The 22,537-nt window shown below is 44.2% G+C and carries 18 protein-coding genes; 16 read left to right on the top strand and 2 right to left on the bottom strand.

Annotated features, from left to right (window positions below; translation table 11 throughout):
- Position 1: 1 nt before the first annotated feature.
- Positions 2-874, bottom strand: a complete 873-nt coding sequence (locus tag BN3261_RS00525; protein WP_022426301.1) for an AraC family transcriptional regulator — start codon at positions 872-874, stop codon at positions 2-4.
- Positions 875-1,335: 461 nt separating this feature from the next.
- Here BN3261_RS00525 and BN3261_RS00520 point away from each other — a divergent pair, with 461 nt between their 5' ends.
- From BN3261_RS00520 to BN3261_RS00505, 4 genes are read left to right on the top strand one after another with little or no spacing between them, the layout of a single operon-like run.
- A complete protein-coding gene (locus BN3261_RS00520; protein ID WP_015525814.1) occupies positions 1,336-2,631 on the top strand; it encodes an ABC transporter substrate-binding protein in 1,296 nt (431 codons plus the stop codon).
- A 2-nt stretch (positions 2,632-2,633) separates the two neighbouring features.
- A complete protein-coding gene (locus BN3261_RS00515; RefSeq protein ID WP_015525815.1) occupies positions 2,634-3,512 on the top strand; it encodes a carbohydrate ABC transporter permease in 879 nt (292 codons plus the stop codon).
- The gene (locus tag BN3261_RS00510) at positions 3,512-4,354 is read left to right on the top strand and encodes a carbohydrate ABC transporter permease (protein ID WP_015525816.1); all 843 of its coding nucleotides are present in this window, start codon (positions 3,512-3,514) and stop codon (positions 4,352-4,354) included. Before BN3261_RS00515 ends, BN3261_RS00510 begins: the two co-directional genes overlap by 1 nt.
- A gap of 27 nt (positions 4,355-4,381) precedes the next feature.
- Entirely contained in the window at positions 4,382-6,562 is a 2,181-nt protein-coding gene (locus BN3261_RS00505; protein ID WP_059085209.1) for an alpha-galactosidase, read from the top strand.
- Positions 6,563-6,652: 90 nt separating this feature from the next.
- Here BN3261_RS00505 and BN3261_RS00500 read toward each other — a convergent pair whose 3' ends face one another.
- Positions 6,653-7,531, bottom strand: coding sequence for an aldose 1-epimerase family protein (locus BN3261_RS00500; protein WP_059085208.1), 879 nt, complete (start codon positions 7,529-7,531; stop codon positions 6,653-6,655).
- 271 nt (positions 7,532-7,802) lie between these two features.
- On the opposite strand from BN3261_RS00500, the gene ppdK reads away from it, so the two are divergent.
- From ppdK to pabB, 12 genes are all read left to right on the top strand, one after another.
- Positions 7,803-10,433, top strand: a complete 2,631-nt coding sequence (gene ppdK, locus BN3261_RS00495) for a pyruvate, phosphate dikinase (protein WP_059085207.1) — start codon at positions 7,803-7,805, stop codon at positions 10,431-10,433.
- Between the two features lie 116 nt (positions 10,434-10,549).
- Entirely contained in the window at positions 10,550-11,740 is a 1,191-nt protein-coding gene (locus BN3261_RS00490) for a hypothetical protein (RefSeq protein ID WP_021977539.1), read from the top strand.
- A 104-nt stretch (positions 11,741-11,844) separates the two neighbouring features.
- The gene (rsmH, locus tag BN3261_RS00485; protein WP_059085250.1) at positions 11,845-12,897 is read left to right on the top strand and encodes a 16S rRNA (cytosine(1402)-N(4))-methyltransferase RsmH; all 1,053 of its coding nucleotides are present in this window, start codon (positions 11,845-11,847) and stop codon (positions 12,895-12,897) included.
- Between the two features lie 203 nt (positions 12,898-13,100).
- Complete coding sequence (locus tag BN3261_RS00480; protein WP_021977541.1) at positions 13,101-14,132, top strand: 2,5-dihydroxypyridine 5,6-dioxygenase NicX family protein; 1,032 nt, start codon at positions 13,101-13,103, stop codon at positions 14,130-14,132.
- 5 nt (positions 14,133-14,137) lie between these two features.
- Positions 14,138-15,295, top strand: coding sequence for a PucR family transcriptional regulator (locus BN3261_RS00475; protein WP_021977542.1), 1,158 nt, complete (start codon positions 14,138-14,140; stop codon positions 15,293-15,295).
- Positions 15,296-15,297: 2 nt separating this feature from the next.
- Positions 15,298-16,563 (top strand): cytosine permease, encoded by a 1,266-nt coding sequence (locus BN3261_RS00470; protein WP_059085206.1) that lies wholly within the window; start codon positions 15,298-15,300, stop codon positions 16,561-16,563.
- Positions 16,564-17,955, top strand: a complete 1,392-nt coding sequence (gene pepV / locus BN3261_RS00465; RefSeq protein ID WP_021977544.1) for a dipeptidase PepV — start codon at positions 16,564-16,566, stop codon at positions 17,953-17,955. It begins immediately after the preceding gene.
- 123 nt (positions 17,956-18,078) lie between these two features.
- Positions 18,079-18,543 carry a GtrA family protein gene (locus BN3261_RS00460; RefSeq protein ID WP_044961189.1) on the top strand — a complete coding sequence of 155 codons (465 nt, stop codon included), beginning with the start codon at positions 18,079-18,081 and terminating at the stop codon, positions 18,541-18,543.
- Positions 18,544-18,574: 31 nt separating this feature from the next.
- Positions 18,575-19,942: an MATE family efflux transporter gene (locus BN3261_RS00455; protein WP_059085205.1), complete on the top strand. Its 1,368-nt coding sequence runs from the start codon at positions 18,575-18,577 to the stop codon at positions 19,940-19,942.
- A 144-nt stretch (positions 19,943-20,086) separates the two neighbouring features.
- Positions 20,087-20,296 carry a DUF1858 domain-containing protein gene (locus BN3261_RS00450; RefSeq protein WP_021650997.1) on the top strand — a complete coding sequence of 70 codons (210 nt, stop codon included), beginning with the start codon at positions 20,087-20,089 and terminating at the stop codon, positions 20,294-20,296.
- A 153-nt stretch (positions 20,297-20,449) separates the two neighbouring features.
- Positions 20,450-21,037 (top strand): anthranilate synthase component II, encoded by a 588-nt coding sequence (locus tag BN3261_RS00445; protein WP_044961185.1) that lies wholly within the window; start codon positions 20,450-20,452, stop codon positions 21,035-21,037.
- Between the two features lie 4 nt (positions 21,038-21,041).
- A complete protein-coding gene (gene pabB, locus BN3261_RS00440) occupies positions 21,042-22,463 on the top strand; it encodes an aminodeoxychorismate synthase component I (RefSeq protein ID WP_059085204.1) in 1,422 nt (473 codons plus the stop codon).
- The last annotated feature ends 74 nt before the right edge of the window (positions 22,464-22,537 follow it).

Genomic DNA, 22,537 nt, shown 5'->3' with positions numbered 1-22,537 from the left:
GCTATTTTCTGGCCGGAGGCTTTTTTTCAATAAGTCTGTTTTTCATCCGCCAGTTTCTTGGCGACATTCCGTATACATTTTTGAAAGCCCGGGAAAAATGCAGCTGATTGGGATATCCGACTGCATTTCCGATATCTGCGATAGACAGGGCTGTGATCTTAAGAAGTTCTGCAGCTTTGGTCATGCGATAGCTGATCAGGAATTCCTGGGGAGAACGTCCGATGGTGTCGTGGAAGATCTTACCGAAGTAGCTTCGGTTCAGGCCGCAGCAGGCTGCGATATCCTCAATGGAAATATCATTTTGGAAATTCTGTTCAATAAAAGAGAGCGCCTCCTTGATATAAAAATCACGGATACTTCCATCCTGTTTCATGCGGACAGTTTCAGTAGAGCGCATAAAGTAATCCAGAAAAAGCCAGGTATGTCCGATAAGATGAAAGGGTGATTCCTGGGAATTATGGCTGATATAAAGCATTTCCTCCATCATTTTCTGGCGGAGATCTGCAGAGTGGCTGTGATAGACCGGATGGTCCGGACTTAAACCTGCAGTTTCCACGATCTCTTTTGCCCGGAGCCCGTCAAATTCCACCCAGGTGTACTCCCATGGAAAGTCGGTATCTGCAATGTAGGTGTTGATCTGACCGGGAAAAAGCATGAAACCCTGGCCGCTTTTTACCTGATAGGTGATGGTCTCTCCTGCGGAATTGTCTGCCATCAGAGTTCCGGTACCGGAGATCACATAATGAAAAATATAATGGTTTCGTGCGGCCGGGCCGAATGAATGTGCCGGAGCGCAGTGCTCCCAGCCGTATTGGTATAGTCCGATATCAACAAAGTTTTCATTTGGAAAAACGGAGAAGAGAAGGTCATTCATATTTTTATCCTTTAGGCGTATGATTTTGTCTGGTTTCAGTAACATTATATATTAAAACAGCAGGGAACTTCAACATATGTATAAAAATGCAATTACAAAAACAGCCTGTAAAATATACTAAAAAGAGAAGGATAATCGATAAAACTTTGTGAGAAAATTAAGTTTCTCGAGAAACCTGTTGATTTTCGATAAATTCGGAATATACTAATTTTAGATAAAAGTAGTGATATAGGCGTAAAATATATCAAAATGCTAGATGACTTTAATGAAGACAGAGAAAAATTGCATTTTGGTATAAAACAAGAAAAACACTGCTATTTATGCAAGCATAAAGCTATGTTAAAATAGCTTTCAGAAAAAAGAAACCAGAGAATAAGTATTGGAGAACCCGGATAGCCATATCAGTTAAATGGGTGATATCCGACTTATCAAATAAAAGGAAAAGGAAGGAGCATTACAAGATGCGCAACAGAAGTAAATGGATCCTCTGTATGGGACTTGCCTTTACCATGGCAGCTTCCGTTACATTGAGCGGATGCGGCACAGGTAAAAAGGACAGCGGAAAGACAGAGATCGAACTTGTGCAGTATAAACCGGAAGCGGTTAAGGCATTTGAAAAACTGGAAGAAAAATTCAATGCCACTCATGATGATATCCATCTTACCATCGAATCACCAAACGATGCTATGACTGTATTGAAGACAAGATTTATCCGTGAGGATAATCCGGATATCATTGGAATCGGAGGCGATGTTAACTTTTCCAATTTTATTGATTCTGATATGCTGATGGATATTTCCGATTATCAGGGACTGGATTCGATCAAAGATGCATATAAAGAAATTGATAAAGCGCTGGAATTCGTTCCGGAAGACGGAGTCTATGCGGTTCCTTACGTGGCCAATGCCGCCGGAATCCTTTACAATCGTGAGCTTTTCAAGGAGCATGGCTGGCAGATCCCGACTACATGGGATGAATTTATGAGCCTTTGCCAGGAAATTCAGGATGCAGGTATCCAGCCGCTTTATTTCGGATTTAAAGATACCTGGACCTGTCTTGCACCGTGGAATTCTATTGCGGTAGATCTTGCACCAGCCGATGTATGCCGCCAGGTAAACCAGGGAAACACTACTTTTGCAAAAGAGTATAAGGAAGTAGCAGACCGTATGCTGGAGCTTATCCAGTATGGACCGGATGATCCCTTTGCCTATGATTACAATGGAGCCTGCACCGCTTTTGCAAAAGGGGAGGCTGCCATGTATCCCATCGGAAGCTATGCGATCCCGCAAATCCAGAGTGTAAATCCGGATATGGATATTGATTCTTTTGTAACACCGGCAAGCAATGATCCGTCAGAAAACAAACTGAATTCCGGAGTTGACCTTCAGTTCTGTGTGATGGATGACTGTGAGAATAAGGAAGCTGCATATGAAGTGCTGGATTTCCTTCTTGAGGATGAGAATATACAGACATATCTGGATGACCAGAAGGCAGTTCCCTGTAAAGAGGGTGATTTCACACTTCCCTCTACGCTGGATGGTATGAAGGAATACATAGAAGAGGGAAGGATGGCCGACTACCAGGATCATTATTATCCTACAGAGATGGCTGTGGATGCACAGATCCAGACCTTCCTGATGAAAAAGGATAAAGATGCATTCCTGAAAAAATTTGATACAGACTGGACAAGATATAACCGTGACATTATCCGTAAAGTACAGGACTATGAGGAGAAGAACGGGGAAGGAGAGAACTGATCATGGGAAAAAAATCTATGAGTGGAAGAAAGCTGACCTTTCTTCTGATCACCATTCCGATCGTGGCATTATTTTTCTGCTTTAACACACTGCCTCTGATCAAGGGTGTGATCTACAGCTTTACGAACTTTAAAGGCTATGGAAGCTATGACTGGGTAGGACTTCGAAACTATAAGGATCTTTTTACAGACAGCCGTGTTGGCGGTTCCTATCTGTTTACCTTTAAGCTGGCCATCGTGGCAACTATTGTAACGAATGTACTCAGCCTGATCCTGGCACTTGGACTGAACAGCAAGATCCGTTTCAAGAGTGCACTGCGTGGAGCTTATTTTATTCCTAATGTACTTGGCGCACTGGTCGTAGGATATATTTTCAATTATTTCTTTACATATATCCTGCCTGCATTCGGAAAGATGATCGGAAATAAAACATTGTCTTCCAGCATGCTTTCCAGTACGAGCCTGGCATGGGTTGCCATCGTGATCGTTTGTGCATGGCAGTCCATCGCAATGAATACCATTATCTATATTTCGGGCCTCCAGACAGTGCCGGAGGATGTATACGAGGCAGGAGCTATTGACGGTGCTACCGGATTCAGTAAGTTCCGTTATCTGACATTCCCGCTGATCGTTCCGTTTTTCAGTATCAACATGGTTCTCTGTGTGAAAAACTTCCTGATGGTATTTGATCAGATCATGGCTTTGACAAAGGGTGGTCCTGCACAGAGTACAGAATCCATTTCCTATCTGATCTATAACAATGGTATGAGTGGCGGTCAGTTTGGATTCCAGAGCGCTAATGCGGTTATATTCTTTATTGTGATCGTGATCATTTCTGCAGTGCAGTTGACTATCACAGGGAAAAAGGAGGAGCAGCTGTAATGAAAACGAAAGTAAGAGAAAAAGCGAACTGGCCGGTAACGATCCTTCTGATCCTTGGCCTTATCACAGTGGTATTTCCGCTTTATATGACAATTGTGATCGCATTCAAGCAGCCGACAGAGATGACCAACAGTGTAGCCGGGATCCTGTCTCTGCCAGAGAAATTCAGTCTTGCCAATTTCAGGGAAGCTATGGAGGTAACAGACTTCTGGCATTCTCTTGGAAACAGTGTATTGATCACTGTGATCACAGTGGTTCTTGCTATTGTAATTCATTCACTTTTAGGTTATGCTATAGCCAGAAACAAGAGAAGTAAATTTTATAAATTTATCTATCTCTATGTAGTGAGCGGTATGTTTGTTCCGTTTGCTATCCTGATGATGCCGCTTGTAAAGCAGACTGCTGAGATGGGCCTTGATAACAAAGTCGGTGTGATCATTCTTTACACGGTATTTTATATGCCTATGAACGTGCTTCTTTATTCCGGATATCTGACAAACATTCCAATGGCCCTTGAGGAGGCTGCCTGTGTGGATGGAGCCAGTACCTGGAAAACATATTGGAAGATCATCTTTCCGATCATGAAGCCGATGCATGCCACAGTGGCAGTTCTGACAGCACTTGGAACCTGGAATGATGTTATGACTCCATTGGTTATCATGTCCGGATCTACGGGTGGAACCACATTGCCTCTGGCACAGCTGAATTTCCAGACTCAGTTCGGAACAAACTATAACCTTGCGTTTGCCTCTTATCTGCTGGCACTGCTTCCGATCCTTCTGTTTTATCTGATCTGCCAGAAGCACATTTTAAATGGTGTTGTAAACGGTGCCGTAAAATAAAAACACAAGAAAAAGGAGGATTCACATATGGGAATCATCTACTGCGAGAAAGACAGAACGTTTACCCTACAGACAAAAGAAACTACATATCAGATGCAGGTGGATCAGTACGGATTTCTTCTTCATCTCTATTATGGTAAAAAGGCAGAAGGCTGCATGGATTATCTTCTGACCTACTATGACAGAGGATTTTCCGGAAATCCCTATGATGCGGGAACAGACAGAACCTATTCCATGGACTCTCTTCCACAGGAGCTTTCCTGCTACGGAAACGGAGATTTCCGCAGTGCATCACTGATGCTGGAAAACGGTGACGGAAGCATGAGCTGTGATATGCGTTACAAGAATTATACTATCCGTGACGGTAAATACAGCCTTCCGGGGCTTCCGGCGGTTTATGCAGATAATGATGAGGCACAGACTCTGGAGATCGTACTGGAGGATCCGGCTACCGGCGTGGAGGCCATGCTTCTTTACGGTGTACTTCCGGAACTGGATATCATTACAAGAAGCGTCTATATCCGCAATCAGAGCAGTGAGAAGATCTATGTGAACAAGGTGATGTCCGCAGAACTGGATTTTCTTTACGGAGATTATGACCTGCTTACTTTTTACGGAAGACATGCCATGGAGCGGAATCTGCAGAGAGTACCGGTGGCTCATGGAAGTCAGATGATCGGCAGTGTCCGTGGCACATCCAGCCATCAGTATAATCCGATGATGATCCTGGCAGAGAAGGACACAACAGAGGATCATGGAGGCTGCTATGCTATGTCCTTTGTATACAGCGGAAATTTCCAGGGTGAGGTTCTTAAAGATCAGTACAATCAGACAAGAATGCTCCTTGGTGTACAGGAGGAGTGCTTCCGGTATCCGCTGGAAGCCGGGGAGACCTTCTATGCACCTGAGGTGATCTTAAGCTACACAGATCAGGGAATGAACTGTCTTTCCCAGAATCTGCACAGCTGCATCCGTCATCATATCTGCCGTGGTAAATATAAGACAGAGGTCCGTCCGGTGCTGGTAAACAGCTGGGAGGCAGCATATTTTGATTTTACAGGGGAGACTTTATATAATCTGGCAAAAGAGGCAAGGAGCCTTGGTATCGATATGCTGGTTCTGGATGACGGCTGGTTTGGAAAACGTGACGATGACAACAGTGGTCTTGGGGACTGGTATGTCAATGAGAAGAAGCTTGGAGAGACTCTCGGCGGACTGGTAAAAAGAGTCAATGACCTCGGAGTGAAATTCGGTATCTGGATCGAGCCGGAGATGATCTCTGAGGACAGTGATCTTTACCGTGAGCATCCGGACTGGGCACTTACGATTCCAGGAAGAAAACCAGTGAGATCCAGAAATCAGCTGGTACTTGATTTTTCCAGAAAAGAAGTTGTAGACGGAATCTTTGGACAGATCAGTGCGGTATTGGATAATGCCAATATTGAGTACGTTAAATGGGACATGAATCGAAGCCTGATGGATGTATTTTCCGTAATGACCAAGGATCAGGGACGTGTAATGTATGATTATGTCCTGGGATTGTACGATTTTCTGGATCGTATGGTGAACCGTTATCCGGATCTTCTGATCGAGGGCTGCAGCGGCGGCGGCGGAAGATTTGACGCAGGTATGCTGTATTACACACCGCAGATCTGGTGCAGCGACAACTCCGATGCTATTGACAGGCTTCGGATCCAGTATGGCACTTCCTTCGGATATCCGGTATCGGCCATGGGAGCACATGTATCTGCAGTGCCGAACCATCAGACAGGAAGGATCACCCCGTTACATACCAGAGGTGTGGTTGCTATGTCCGGAACCTTCGGCTACGAGCTGGATCTTCTGAAGCTGACTGAGGAAGAAAAAGATGAGGTCCGCAGCCAGATCGGGGAATTCCGTAAATATGCGCCACTGATCCAGAACGGACGGTACTATCGCCTGACAGATCCGTTTAAGAGTGAGGTCTGTGCATGGGAGATCGTTGGAAATTCTCAGGAAGAAGTTCTGCTCAATGTTGTCATGGAGGAGATCCATGGAAATATGACTGTGAATTATGTGCAGCTTCGCGGCCTTGATGAGAGTGCACTTTATAAGGAACAGACTACCGGCAGGATCTATTCCGGAGCTGCTCTGATGCATGGTGGAATGCCGCTTCCTGCAGAGTTTGGGGAGTACAGAGCTTATCAGTATCATTTTGTGAGAGAATAAGAGCGTATTGAGACAGTAAGATAAATAAAAGGATCCGTCATACAGACAGCTGAAAAAGCCGATGTATGGCGGATCTTTTTTTATCATAGCTCAGTGTACGGTGATCTGATAGCTCTTGATAAATTCCTCATCCGGTTTCAGCACATTGATATTTGCTTTTTCGGAAAGAGGTTTTTCAAAACCACAGTCATCACAGCGTCCCATCCACGGCTCCAGGCATACGAAGGGAGCACCGGGTACGGACCAGATACCGAAATTCGGGAAGCCCTCACTGGTAAGTGTCAGATATGGAGTTCCGTCCGGGAAGAGGATACCGGCCTTTTGGATCTGGCCGTTATCAAAAACAAGAGCGTCTTTATCAAACATGTGAGGAGCAATGGAACAGGTTCCGTTTTCAAGGGAAAGTGTATGTGGCTCGTCAGCAAGGACTGTTCCTACAGACGTATCGATAAGGAGATAGGTAAGAGTGTCCAGGCCTTCAAAAGCAAGACGGTAATCACTCTGGGATTCGCCTTCACGTACCGGAACACGGAATGCCGGATGGCCGCCGATGGTAAAATACATAGTTTCAGAATCATTATTAACTACTTCCCAGCATACTTCCAGGTCGTGCTTCTTCAGAGTGTAGGTGATCTTCAGAGCGAAAGCAAACGGATAAATATTCAGGGTTTCTTCAGAGGACTTAAGGACAAAGGAAAGGGAAGTATCGGTGATATCCGTGCAGATAAAATCGCTGTCTCTTGCAAAGCCGTGCTGGCTGGAAGGATATTCCTTTCCGTTCAGACGCCAGATATCTTTGTAGTTACGTCCCACGTTGGGAAAAAGTACAGGCGCATGGCGTTTCCAGTAAGCCGGATCTGCCTGCCAGAGGATCTCCCTGTCATTAGTCTTGTCATAGATGCCGGTGAGTTCAGCACCGTGATCGGAAACGGAAATCTTAAGAAAGCTGTTTTCAATCGTTCGTGTCATGATAAACCTCCTGTATGACAGCATTCGGGTAATATTACCTCGGAATTGCTGCATGTTTTTTTCTATTTTAGCACATTTTTCAGATGATAACGAGAAAAATACAATCTGTGAAAAATATAACTGGAAAATCTGTCATATTTTACAAGAGAAATTACTGTTTTTTGGAAGAATAACCTTGACTAATGAAGGATAAATCTATAAAATAATTATGTGCGTAGAAAACATACATTTTTTATGTTTTAAAGAACAATAATTAGGAGGAAAATGTAAAATGGCAAAATGGGTTTACATGTTTACAGAAGGTAATGCTACTATGAGAAATCTTCTGGGCGGCAAAGGTGCCAACCTTGCTGAGATGACAAACCTCGGTCTTCCTGTACCGCAGGGCTTCACAATCACAACAGAGGCCTGCACACAGTACTACGAGGATGGCAGATCCATCAACGATGAGATCATGGCTCAGATCATGGAAGCAATTACCAAGATGGAAGGAGTTACCGGTAAGAAATTCGGTGACAAAGAAAATCCTCTGCTTGTATCCGTTCGTTCTGGTGCGAGAGCATCTATGCCAGGTATGATGGACACAATCCTCAACCTTGGTTTAAATGAAGAAGTTGTTAACACTCTTGCTGAGAAATCCGGCAATGAGCGTTGGGCTTGGGACTGCTACAGAAGATTCATCCAGATGTACTCTGACGTAGTTATGGAAGTTGGTAAGAAATACTTCGAGGAGCTCATCGATGAGATGAAAGCTAAGAGAGGTGTTAAGCAGGACGTTGAGCTTACAGCTGCTGACCTGCATGAGCTTGCTGACCAGTTCAAAGCTGAGTATAAATCTAAAATCGGTTCTGATTTCCCAACTGATCCGAAGGAGCAGCTGGTTGGTGCGATCAAAGCTGTATTCCGTTCCTGGGACAACCCACGTGCGAACGTATATCGTCGTGACAATGATATCCCATATTCCTGGGGTACAGCTGTTAACGTACAGATGATGGCATTCGGTAACATGGGTGATGACTGTGGTACAGGTGTTGCCTTCACACGTGACCCTGCTACAGGTGCTAACGGTCTGTTCGGTGAGTTCCTTACCAATGCACAGGGCGAGGATGTAGTTGCTGGTGTTCGTACACCTATGCACATCTCCGAGATGGAGCAGAAGTTCCCGGAAGCATTCGTACAGTTCAAACAGGTTTGCGAGACTCTTGAGAAACATTACAGAGACATGCAGGATATGGAGTTTACTGTAGAGCATGGTAAACTGTATATGCTTCAGACACGTAATGGTAAGAGAACTGCACAGGCTGCTCTTAAGATCGCTTGTGACCTCGTTGATGAGGGAATGAGAACTGAGGAAGAGGCTGTTGCAATGATCGATCCTCGTAACCTTGATACACTTCTTCATCCGCAGTTCGATGCAGCTGCTCTTAAAGCTGCTACACCGATGGGTAAAGGTCTTGGTGCTTCTCCAGGAGCTGCTTGCGGTAAGATCGTATTCTCTGCAGAGGACGCTGTTGAGTGGGCTGCAAGAGGAGAGAAAGTTGTTCTTGTTCGTCTTGAGACATCCCCAGAGGATATCACAGGTATGAAAGCTGCTCAGGGTATCCTGACAGTTCGTGGTGGTATGACATCTCACGCAGCTGTAGTTGCTCGTGGTATGGGATCCTGCTGTGTATCCGGATGCGGCGATATCGCTATGGATGAGGAGAACAAGAAATTCACACTTGCTGGTAAAGAGTTCCATGAAGGAGATGCAATCTCCATTGATGGTACAACAGGTAACATCTATGACGGACTTATCCCGACTGTAGATGCTAAGATCGCTGGTGAGTTCGGACGTATCATGGGATGGGCTGACAAGTACAGAACAATGAAAGTTCGTACAAACGCTGATACTCCTGCTGATGCTAAGAAAGCTCGTGAGCTTGGTGCAGAGGGAATTGGTCTTTGCCGTACAGAGCATATGTTCTTTGAGGGTAACAGAATCGATGCATTCCGTGAGATGATCTGCTCTGAGACAGTAGAGGAGAGAGAAGCAGCACTTGCTAAGATCCTTCCGGAGCAGCAGGGAGACTTCGAGAAACTCTATGAGGCACTTGAAGGAAATCCTGTAACAATTCGTTTCCTTGATCCGCCACTTCATGAGTTCGTTCCTACAGAGGAAGAGGACATCAAGAAACTGGCTGATGCTCAGGGCAAGACTGTAGAGCAGATCAAGACAATCATCGCTTCCCTTCACGAGTTCAACCCGATGATGGGACATCGTGGATGCCGTCTTGCTGTTACTTATCCGGAGATCGCTAAGATGCAGACAAGCGCTGTTATCCGTGCAGCTATCAATGTTAAGAAGAATCATCCGGATTGGAACATCAAACCGGAGATCATGATTCCGCTTGTTGGTGACATCAAAGAGCTTAAATATGTTAAGAAATTCGTTGTAGAGACAGCAGACGCTGAGATCAAAGCAGCTGGTTCTGACCTTGAGTACGAGGTTGGTACTATGATCGAGATCCCGAGAGCAGCTCTTACAGCTGATGATATCGCTAAAGAGGCTGACTTCTTCTGCTTCGGTACAAACGACCTTACACAGATGACATACGGATTCTCCCGTGATGATGCTGGTAAGTTCCTTAACGCATACTATGATGCTAAGATCTTCGAGAACGATCCATTTGCTAAGCTTGACCAGGTTGGCGTTGGTAAACTCATGAAGATGGCAATCCAGCTTGGAAAACCGGTTAACCCGAAACTTCACGTAGGTATCTGCGGTGAGCACGGCGGAGATCCGTCTTCCGTAGAGTTCTGCAACGAGATCGGACTTGACTATGTATCCTGCTCACCGTTCCGTGTACCGATCGCTCGTCTTGCAGCAGCACAGGCAGCAATCGCTAAGAAGAACGCCTAAGCAGAACTTCATATTGCTTCAAGGCTGAAACTTCAGCCTGATCAAGCATAGAAAGCTTCTGGCAGTCTGTAGAAATACAAATTGTCAGGAGCTTTTTTTATACAGGGGAAAGAACCATGAAAAAGAAAATTTTTATTATCACAGGAATGATTCTGTGTATCCTGGCAGGAATAGTTATCGTGCCTTCCGTGATCAGAACCAGACAGGCAGTAAAAGAATTTGAAAAAGATTTTCATGCATCCGCCAATTCCGGGGCAGATTCTGCGGGGATAGATTCTGAAGATGAGCCAGCTGCGGAGAACGAAGAAGTTTCAGAGGAAGAAGAGAAGAAAGCGTTTGAGCTGGATACGTATTTGGATCACAGAGATATGACTCACCGGTTGTATATTTACGACATGGATTATATTGAAAAGGCCATTTCCTTTGAGAAAAAAAGCCTTCAGGATTTTGAGGAGGTGATCAGGCAGAATCCGAAAATCCCGGATAAATTCAAACCACTTATGGAAGAATATTGCAAATGTGTGTTTGAAAAATATCCGGATGTGGAACTTCGTCCTTTTTATCAGAATCTTCAGAGCCTGGAAGTTGTGGAATGTACAGAGGATGAACTGTTAAAAGTCAGCTGGGATGTTTATTCCTGCGGATGTTACGTGAAATCAGAGAATAAGATTTATGTGCTGAAAGATAAAGAATACGAAGAAGGAACCTGGGATTATCAGGTGATCTTCCATGAACTGAGCCATTGTCTGCGGGACAGCCATTATACAGATGAAGACGGAAACAAAGTATACATTCAATTTGCCGGACTGAATTATTATGATGTTCCCAATGCGGAGGCAATCAATTCCCTGTTTGCGGTCAGCCTTTTTGATTATGAGGAAAACGATATTGCCTATCAGATGCAGAGCAATGCCCATAAAATAATGATCGAATGTATGGACAATTATTCTCTGGATGATTATGTGAATCACAGTCTTGGATATTACGCAAAACAGCTGGATGAATATAATCAGGATGACAACTATGCAACGACGATCCTGACGCTGATGGATGAGCAATATCATGATTACTACGATGAAAAGACGGCAGAGAACCCGGAAAAATATTATCCGATCTATGATTATATTTCCAACATGTATCTGGGAAAACATCTGAAAGCAGGGATGAGCCAGGAAGAAGCCAGAGGGATTATGGATGAGATGCTGGAAAAACTCCTCTTTGACGTTCCGGAGGAATATCATATAGACAGAGACCATTTTTATGAGTATCTGGAGAAGTATTATACAGAGAAATTTTCGGCTGCATAACTGAAAGTTTTCTGCTAGGGTGATTCCGGCAGTTTACGAAAAAAAGGATTCATGGTATCATGAAAGAAACAGGGCAGATCATGCCAGAGGATAAGGAGAATTTTATGAACCAGGAATCACAGACACCGCATAAGAGGCGGGTACGATATAAAGGAAAATATCCGAAGAAATTCGAAGAGAAATATAAAGAGCTTCAGCCTGAGAAATATAAAGATACTATTGAACATGTGATTAGCAAGGGGAATACACCGGCGGGAATGCACATTTCCATTATGGTGAAGGAGATCATTGATTTTCTGGAGATCAAACCGGGGCAGATCGGATTTGATGCGACACTAGGTTATGGCGGACATACGAAGGCCATGCTGGAATGTCTGAAAGGCCAGGGCCATATGTATGCCACGGATGTGGACCCGGAAGAATCCGCCAAGACCCGGAAACGTCTGGCAGAGCAGGGGTTCGGGGAAGATATCCTGACAATTAAGCTCCAGAATTTCTGCACCATTGATGAGATCGCGAAAGAAGTCGGGGGCTTTGATTTTATCCTGGCGGATCTTGGGGTATCTTCCATGCAGATCGACAATCCAAAGAGAGGTTTTTCTTTTAAAGTGGACGGACCTCTGGATCTAAGACTGAACCAGGAGTCCGGGATCAGTGCGGCGGAGCGTCTGGATACCATTTCCAGAGAAGAACTTGCCGGAATGCTGGATGAGAATTCCGATGAGCCGTACTGTGAGGAAATCGCCAGAGCCATTACCGATGAGATCCGTAAGGGCAACCGCATAGATACCACCACGAAACTTCGGGAAGTGATCGAGAAGACTCTGGATTTTCTTCCGGAAAAAGAGAAAAAAGACACGGTCAAAAAAACATGCCAGAGGGTTTTCCAGGCGTTGCGTATCGATGTAAACCGGGAATTCGAGGTTCTCTATGATTTTATGGAAAAACTCCCCGGAGCTTTGAAACCAGGCGGACGTGTGGCAATCCTTACCTTCCATTCCGGAGAAGACAAACTGGTAAAGAAAGCACTGAAACAGGGATACAAAGAAGGAATTTATTCTGATTATTCCAAAGATGTGATCCGACCGTCTGCTCAGGAATGCGCTCAGAATGGACGTGCCAGATCAACGAAGATGCGCTGGGCGATAAAAGCATAAATGATGATCTCCATAAGCCATGGCAAAAAATAAGCCATGGCTTATTTTTTGAAAAAATTACAAATTTCTGTTCTGTATTTTGGAATAATTCCATACAAATTAAAAAATCACTGTGCTATCATGTTAAACAATTACAGTGACCTGGAAAAGTTAAAGATCAGATAAATATTTTTCGGGACACCACGAATTGGAAAGGAAAAAACATGGATATCACACTTGAAACAGCAGCAGATAAGCTGGTAAAAGAAATTTTTGGCGTGAAGCCTGAAGAAACTGTGATCATCACAGCAGATGATGATTCGGATGCATCGGTTGTAGAAGCAGTAAAAAACAGTGCAAAAAATGCAGGAGCACATGCAATGGTAATTTCAGTTCCCACACCAGGGGGAGTAGGAAAAGCAGCAGATCCGGATCTTCCGGTCGATGCGTTAAGTGCAGCACTTCTCTGTGCAGATGTATGGATCGAATTTAATCATCAGTGGCTTCTTTATTCCACACCATTTGAGCGTGCAGAAGCAGAGAACAAAAAAATGCGTTACATGTGTCTGGTAGATTTTAACCCTGACCTCATGATCCGTACCATCGGCAATGTGGAGACAGAGCAGCTCAAAAAATTTATGCTTGCGATCACTGAAAAAACAAAAAATGCAAAGAACATGCGTGTCACAACTCCGGCTGGATGTGATATATCATTTGAAATCGATCCTGGCCATTATACAGCATGTGACTGCGGAAACGCAACAGTACCAGGAATCCATATGCTTACAGGACAGATCAATGTTGTGCCGCGATTTGGAAGCATCAATGGCGTGATCGTTTTTGACGGATCTGTAACCCCACCTTTTGGAACCACACCGGATGCGCCGATCCGTCTTACAATTGAAAACAGTAAAATCGTAAAAATTGAAGGAGGCCGTGATGCAGCCATTTTTGAAGAGCATTTGAAAAGCTTTGAAGATGAGGGAATGTTCAAGCTTGCACATATTGCGTATGGGTTTAATCCAGGAGCGGTTCTTACCGGCAATATTGTGGAGGATGAGCGTGTATGGGGATCCACAGAGTGGGGAATTGGTTATGTCAGCCCATTTGACGCTCCGCCGCACGGACAGGATGCAAAATCCCACTGTGATGGCATTTGCCTGAATTCTTCTGTATGGCTTGATGGTGTACAGATCATGGATGAAGGGAGAATAACAGATCCATATCTGAAAGAGCTGGCTGCATTCAGAGAATAAATAATATGAACATATCTTTATTGCAGGTTTTAAATGCACCTTTGTTTGAGAATGTAAAAATTTTGTCAGGACGGGCCGGACTTGGCCGGATCGTAAAGCGGGCATCTGTTTTTGATGCGCCATTTAAAGAGGATGTGCTGGAGAAAGATATTCTGGCACCTGGAGATTTTTTTATCACATCTCTTTTGCAGTTTCAGCCGAAATCAGAAGAACTGATGCAGGTTCTGGCGCTTCTTGTAAAAGGAAACTGCAGTGGGCTCTGTGTGATGATGGAGGAGAGAGCAGAGCTTTTTTCGAAAGAAATGCTTGCTTTCTGTGAAGAGAAGCAGTTTCCTGTGATCTGTATGAGGGAAGATATTTCTTATGCAGAGGTCCTTGGAGTTATTAATCAATGTATCCTGGAAGAACAGACAAATGTGCTTAATCAGCTGAAACTGGATAAGATCCTAGCATCGAGGACTCTGCCCCAGGAGCGAATGAAGATCCTTTTTAGCATTAATCCGGGGATCAGGGAGTACGTACAGGCTGTTTATATCCGGGATGAACGGCGGAAGATCACACAAAGAAAAAAAACAGGAGAAGTCTGTTCATCTTTTGATATATTTATTCCGGCGGATAACTATGATATCTGTATTTTGAGTGCAGATTCCAGGAAGGAACTGGAACAGCATAAAAATGTAGTGTGTGAACAGCTTTTGAGAAGCTATCATAACCGCAGACTTGGAATTGGCAGACCTTATGCCAGATACAGAGTAGAACGAACACTTCTTGAAGCAGGAGACGCCCTGGACATGGCACAGGCATCGGACCGGAGGCAGCAGGTCTATGATCCATTGTCTCCGCAGCAGCTTCTTTTGCCTATCAGGGGAAGTCGGGAAATGCAGGAATTTTATGACGAATTTTGTCGAGAGATTGCGGCGAAAACAACGGAAGAAGGCATGGAGGACATGCTTCTTACAACAAGGGCGTATGTACAGTGCAATGGAGATTTTAAAAAAACTGCCAAAAAACTGAAACAGCACGAGAATACGATCCGTTATCGTATTAACCGTCTGAGAAATTATCTTGATGTGGAAGAACAGCCGTTGCTTTTTCATGAGATCATTTCTCTGGCTGTGCGGATCGAATCTATGCTGGAGATAAAAAAGAATAAAGAGGTATGAGAGTGGAACAGGAAAAGAAAACAGGAAATGTGGAATCTGTCACATTGGAACAGGTTCCGATGGAAGAGAGAAAAAGCTGGGCAGATGTTGCCATGATCCAGGCGGGAATTATGATCTGTGTGCCCAGTCTGATGCTGGGAGGAATCCTGGCAGAGTCTATGCCGATGTCTCAGGCCATCTGGTCAGGGGTAATCGGATATGCAGTGATCGTGGCGTTGATGATATTTTGTGGAATCATGGGAAGTGATCTTGGTGTACCGACATGTGTTGTTGCATCTGGCGTTTTTGGAAAACAGGGATCATCAAAGCTGATCTCTGCATTATTTATGATCTCCATGATCGGTTGGTTTGCAGTGCAGAACGGTGTCTGTGGCTCTGCATTTTCCAATCTGATCGAAGCAAGCACAGGAGTAAAAATCCCGATTCCGGTATCAACGGTTGTGTGGGGAATAATCATGCTGGTTACAGCTGTATATGGAATCAATGCTCTGGATAAACTGAATAAGATTGCCATTCCTGCACTTGTGATCGTAACTGTGATCGGGTGTGTGGTAGCAATCCAGCGTTTCGGAACCGGAAATTTAAGTATGACTATCGAAGATCCGGCCATGAGCTTTGCAGATGGAGTTGTACTTACTATCAGTTTTATGGCCACCGGCGCCTTGAATGCACCTGATTTTACCAGATATCAGAGAACAAGAAAAGATACAGTCCTTTCTTCTGCTATCGGTGTGATGCCGGCAGGAATGGCTATGCTTATTCTCGGAGCGGTAATGACGAGAATTGCCCAGCAGTATGACATTTCACTTGTATTTTCTAATATTGGCCTTCCGTTCCTTGGAATGGTCGTACTGATCCTGGCAACCTGGACAACGAATACTACCAATGCCTACAGTGCAGGCTTAAATGCAGTTATGGTATTCAATCTGAAAGAAAGCGGCCGTTCTATGGCAACGGTTATACTTGGAGCTGTGGGAACAGTTCTGGCAGCTGTTGGTGTAGCCGGAAATTTTGAGGGATTTCTTACACTTCTTGGAAATGCGTTTATGCCGATCATTGCTCTGTTTATTGTGGAATACTGGAGCCTTGGGAAAGGAAAAGCAGAGAACTTTACATTACGTGAAGGATGGTCAGTGGCTGGAATCGTGACCTGGGCTCTTGGTTTTGCAGCTACGTTTTTGACTGTGGGAATTTCTTTTATCAATGGAATGCTGGTTTCCGGAATCCTGTATCTGGTGTGGAGACTGGTAAAAAAAGGTGATAAATAAATGGCTAGAGAATATGTAGAAAAAAATACAGCGGAAATGGTCAGATGTCTAAAAGAACTGGTAGCTATTCCCGGGATTTTTGAGGATGCACCATCTAAAGGAGCACCTTTTGGAAAAAATATCCAAAAATCTCTGGAGTACGTCCTTAGAATGGGACAGCAAATGGGATTTCAGGTAAAAAATTATGATGGTTATGCCGGAGAGATCACTGCCGGAGAGGGAAACAGGATGATCGGAATCCTCTGCCATACAGATGTGGTCAGTGCAGGAGAGGGATGGAACACAGATCCGTTTGATCCTGTGGAAAAAGATGGAAAGCTTTATGGAAGAGGAACTTCAGATGATAAAGGCCCTCTGGTGTCTTCACTTTTTGCTATGAAATATCTTGCAGATAATCAGTTGATTCCAAAAGATACCTGTCTTCGCATGATTGTGGGAACCGATGAGGAAGAGAGCTGGCAATGTATTCGTTATTATCTGGATCATGCAGAAATACTTCCACAGGTATCTATCGTACCGGATGCTAATTTTCCACTTTTATACTGCGAAAAAGGACTTCTTGACTTTGATCTTTCTTCTGTGGAATCTGTGGATGAAAGAGCAGAGATACAAATTGTGGAATTAAAAGGTGGACGTAGCAGAAATATTGTTCCGGACGAGGCGTCCTGTCTTCTGAAATGTGAAGATCCGAAGGCGGCAGTAAAAAGCATTGCGCTTCCGGAACAGGTTACAGCAAAGATCACAGATGGATTTTTGAAATTGTCAGTCAGAGGGATCAGTACACATTGTATGAGTCCGGAAAAAGGGTTTAATGCAGTTTCCTGTCTTCTGGAAACGCTGGGACAATTTGGCGAAAAACTTTCTCATGCTTCTTATATGAAATGTTTTCATCAGGCCATAGGAATGGATTATGACGGAGAGCGTCTGGGCTGTGCCATGGAGGATTCCGCAGGGGCACTGACGTTTAATGTGGGAACTGTGAATATGGATGAAAATGGAAGGATTTTTCTGCAGTGTAATATTCGTTATCCTGCATCTGTGGAGTATAATGATATTCGGGAGCTGCTGGAGAGACAGCTGAAAAAATATGGCTTCTTTTATAATGAAGTAGATTATCTGGCTCCGGTATACCATAAAAAGGACTCAGCACTGATCCGGTGTCTGATGGAGGCCTATCAGGAAGTGACAGGGGATATGGATACAGAGCCAATGGCTATTGGCGGAGCTACCTATGCAAGGGCACTTCCTAATGCTGTGGCATTTGGGCCGCTGTTTCCGTATGAGGAAGAACTGGCTCATGAAGCAAATGAATTTTTAAGCATTGAGAGTCTGCAGAAAATGACCGAAATTTTTGTAAAAGGTCTTTACAAACTGATGACAGAATATAGATAAAAACATTAAAGAAACAAACTATAGAAATATCCTGGAATGCGTTGACATCCAGGATATTTTTTGCTATGTTATATAAGTTTACATATGATAAAGCTACGGCTTAAACTGAATAGGAGAAAGGATATGGATGTGGAGGAAAAGAAGGACATTTTTGATAAACTGATGCATCTTCCGGTGCTGAATATATTGGAACCTTTTTATAAGAAACATAAGGAAGTTCTGATGTATCTGTTCTTTGGAGGGCTCACATTTTTTCTGAACATTGCGTTGTATGCATGGCTGGATAAGGGCCTGGGCATGAATGCGCTGATCGCCAATGTGATCTGCTGGGTGGTCTGCGTACTGTTCCAATATTTTACAAACAGGACATGGGTATTCGACGGGCAGGTGGATTCCGCCGCCGGATTTTTAAAGCAGATGGCTTCGTTTTTCGGAGGCCGGCTCTTTACGCTGATTGTGGAGGAAGCAATCCTTGCGGTATTTATCACCTGGCTTGGATTTAACAGCATGGCAGTGAAACTTGTTGCTCAGGTGGTTGTGATCGTATTGAATTATGTGATCAGTAAATTGATTGTTTTTAAAAAATAAAAGATAGTTATATTTGTAGAAAAGGAGTTGGATGAAATTGACAAAGGACAAGACCAATGATATGACCGTGGGAAATCCGGTGAGCCTGATCATCCGCTTTATGATTCCCATGTGTCTCGGAAATATTTTTCAGCAGTTTTATAACATTGCGGATTCCATTGTTGCGGGTCAGTTCCTGGGAGTAGATGCGCTGGCTGCAATCGGAAGCACCGGTTCACTGATGTTTTTTGTTACCGGATGGCTTAACGGACTGAGCAGTGGCTTTGCCATTCTGGTATCCCAGTGGTTCGGGGCGAAGCAATATGATAAGATGCGTCATTACGTAGCTATGTCCATTTATCTGGCAGCAGCCTTTGCCATTGTGATGACCATTGGCTTTGAGGCTTTGAATGAACCGATTCTGCGGCTGATGAATTCACCGGAGGATCTGATGGGATCTGTGAAGGGATATATGGGAATTATTTATGCAGGCCTGATCGTAACAGCGGCATATAATTCACTGGCAGCGTTTCTCCGTGCACTTGGAGATTCAAAATCTCCGCTGTATTTTCTGATCATTTCGGCAGTGATCAATGTGTTCCTGGATATTCTGTTTATTGTAAAAATCGGGATGGGAGTGGAAGGCTGTGCCTATGCTACAGTTATCGCGCAGGCAATTTCCGCAGTCTGCTGCCTGATCTATATTATCAAAAAGTTCCCGATCCTGCATCTGAAGAAAGAAAACTTTGAAGTTTCTTTTACCAGCTTCCGTTATCTGCTGGCCCTTGGTATTCCCATGGGACTTCAGTTTTCCATCACAGCGATCGGAACCATTATTGTGCAGGGTGCGGTAAATATTTACGGTTCTGTATATATGGCAGGATTTTCCGCTGCGGGAAAAATACAGAATATTATTGCAACTGTATTTGTAGCTTTTGGTGCGACGATGGCAACCTATGTAGGACAGAACCGGGGCGCCGGAAAGATGGACCGTGTAAAAGCAGGAATGAAATATACCCAGATCATGATCCTGATCTGGAGTTTGATCACTATGATCATTATGTTCTTTTTCGGAAAGTACATGACCTGGTTATTTATTGACAAATCCCAGACGGATGTTATTAATGTTTCTGTTACTTATTTTCATACGGTATTCTGGGCATATCCGTTCCTTGGAAGTATCTTTCTCTACAGAAACGGACTTCAGGGACTGGGATATGGCTTGGTTCCCATGCTGGGCGGTGTGTTTGAACTGGCGGCAAGAAGTGCGATCGTTATGTTTGTTGCAGGAAAAACAAGTTTTGCAGGTGTATGTCTGGCAGATCCTGCCGCATGGATCGCAGCGCTGATCCCTCTGATCCCGTATTATATTTATGTGATGAAAAAGTGGAGCAGGGGAAAAAAGGAAACTACTGCCTGAGTGGGTATAATACAGAAAATGAAAAGAATAAATTTAGGCTTGCAATTATGGAAGATACAGTTATAATGATATTATAACTGCGGAAAAAACCAGGAAACCGGGATTCCGGGTAAGATTACAGATCCAGAAGGGAGAATATAGATCATGGAAATCACAAAGGAAACAACAATGGGCGAGATGCTTGCATACGATGAGAAGATCGCATACATTCTTATGCAGGAAGGAATGCACTGCATCGGCTGTCCGTCTTCTATTGGTGAGTCTCTTGAGGAGGCATGTATGGTACACGGACTTGATGTAAACGCTGTACTGGCAGACATCCATCATTATGAGGAAACCAAGAAGCAGAAATAATCAGTAGTACAATTTATATTAGAACGTACAGATTACGGACCGCAAGGGGATAACGACTGTGCATGTCTTTTTGGCATGCCGTCGTTATCCCTTTTTTTGTGAGCAGACGATAAAGAGAGTCTTAAATATCTGCTTGATATGGAGGAAAAAAGCATGTATGTGATGATCGATAATTTCGATTCATTTGTTTATAATCTCAAGGCATATTTTCAGGAGCTTGGAAGAGAGATCCTGGTCAGACGCTGCGACGAGATCACCCTGGAGGAGCTGGAAGAGCTGAACCCGGAAGGAATCATCCTTTCTCCGGGACCGAAGCGTCCCTGGGATGCGAAGCTCTGCGTAGATACCGTAAAAAGATTTCAGGGAAGGATTCCTGTTCTTGGTGTCTGTCTGGGCCATCAGGTGATTGGCCACTGTGCGGGAGCAGTAGTGGAAAAGGGAGTGTGTCCCATGCACGGAAAAGTAACAGAGATCCACAACCACGGAACAGGAGTGTTTGCAGGCCTGCCTGAGAAATACAAGGTGACAAGATACCATTCCCTGATCGTGCGGGAAGACAGCATTCCGGAGGAGTATCAGGTGGATGCGCTTTCTGATGATGGTGCTGTTATGGGAATTTCCCATAAAGCATTGCCTATCTATGGTGTGCAATTCCATCCGGAAGCCGTTCTTACGGAATATGGACATGAGCTTCTTGAGAATTTTTGCAGGATCGCGGAGAATTTTCAGAAGGAGGAGTAAAAATATGTACAAAAATCAGCGAAGAATAAAAGAACTGACCCCATATATCCCGGCAGTGGACATTTTTCGGATCTACGAGAGAGAACCCGGAGCAGCGTTTCTGGATTCCTCCCTTGTCAATGAGCTGGGACATTATTCCGTGATCGGAAGATGTCCGTATCTGAAGCTGGTAAAGGACGGAGAGAACTTTACTATCAACGGAAGGCCGGAAACAGAAACAACCTTTGAAGACTATATGCGGGAATATTTAAATACCCATGAAGACAAAAATAACAGCGGACTTCCCATCGTATCCGGTGCAGTAGGATATTTTTCCTATGATTACGGAAGAAAACAGATGGGAGTACCATCCGGAGAAAAGGATCTTGTGACTGTTCCGGGGGCAGTTCTGACGTTTTATAACTGTTTTATCATAGAAGACTGTCAGGAAAAAAGAACCTATCTTGTGTCAAACGGAATCAGTGCAGACGCTGCAGCAGAAATCGGAGCGATGGAAAAAGCAATCCGGGAATTTACAGAGGCGGGGAAACAGGAAGGATCGGAAACAGGGGAAAAAAAGGAATCCGGAAACAGGATGGTCATGGAAAATTCTCACCGTGAGAAATTCAGGATCCAGGTTCATCCCAATTTTGAAAAAGAAGAATACAAGCAGGCAGTAGACCGGATGATCCGCTATATTATAGAGGGTGATATCTATATTGCCAATATGACGCAGCAGCTGACCATTGAAAGCGAAAAACCACCTCTGGATGTTTTTTATGATCTTCGGAAAAATAATCCGTCTCCTTTCGGCGGATATCTGGATTTCGGAGATTATCAGATCGTCTGTGCATCTCCGGAACGTTTTCTGAAGATGAAAGACCGTCATGTAAATACCCGTCCTATAAAGGGAACAAGAAAACGTGGCGTAACATCTGAGGAAGATGAAATGCTCCGTCGGGAGCTTCAGGATTCCGGAAAAGATAAGAGTGAACTTCTTATGATCGTAGACCTGGAGCGAAATGATCTGAACCGGGTGTGTACACCGGGAAGCGTGAAGGTAACCGAGCTTTTTACAGTGGAAGCATACGCTACGGTTTTTCATCTGGTATCGGATATTGAAGGAAAACTGGAAGACGGAAAAAATGTTATGGATCTTCTGGAGGCTGCATTCCCCGGCGGTTCTATTACCGGTGCGCCGAAATACCGTGCCATGGAGATTATTGACGAGCTGGAACACGGCAAGCGAAATCTTTATACAGGCTCTATCGGCTATCTGACACTGGACGGAAGCTGCGATTTCAACATCGTGATCCGTACAGCTCTTCATAAAAACGGAAAATATCACCTTGGCGTTGGCGGCGGGATCACAGCAGAGTCAGATCTGGAATTTGAGTATGAGGAGACTCTACAGAAGGCGAAAGCAATCCTGGATGCACTGCAGTAGAGAAACATACAGAACGGTAAAAGTGAAAGGCTCTGTGGACAGATCAGAGAATCTGACAGGGACACTTCATAAGG

The sequence above is a fragment of the Blautia massiliensis (ex Durand et al. 2017) genome, assembly GCF_001487165.1.
GTDB lineage: Bacteria > Bacillota > Clostridia > Lachnospirales > Lachnospiraceae > Blautia_A > Blautia_A fusiformis.
Note: the sequence above shows the minus strand (reverse complement) of the source record. Positions and strands in the feature narration are given on the sequence as shown.